At 51.8% G+C, this 228-nt stretch carries 1 protein-coding gene; it reads left to right on the top strand.

The genetic code is table 11. From position 1 onward, the window contains the following. Window positions 1-9: 9 nt before the first annotated feature. Window positions 10-228 (top strand): methyltransferase domain-containing protein (locus KVT27_RS26500; protein ID WP_256449067.1); only part of this gene is annotated, 219 nt, incomplete at its 3' end.

Here is a 228-nt window from a genome sequence, read left to right as displayed (position 1 = left end):
GTACAAGCGTTGGACAGATTCCTGGAGGACTTCGCCAGCAGCGAAGGAGCTTCAAGGTATCATGCCGCAGGATTGCCTGTACTGCCGTTAGAGCGGGGCAGCTATGACTTCGTTCTCTGCAGTCACTTTCTCTTTCTGTACGAGGCGCAATTTAACTTTGACTTTCATTTGGAAGCCGTTCGGGAGCTGCTTCGTGTATGCAAACCGGATGGACAAGTCCGGATCTAC

Origin of the sequence: Lysinibacillus sp. GbtcB16, assembly GCF_019091145.1 — a bacterium.
In the GTDB taxonomy this organism is placed as follows: Bacteria; Bacillota; Bacilli; order Bacillales_A; family Planococcaceae; genus Lysinibacillus; species Lysinibacillus fusiformis.
Note: the sequence above shows the minus strand (reverse complement) of the source record. Positions and strands in the feature narration are given on the sequence as shown.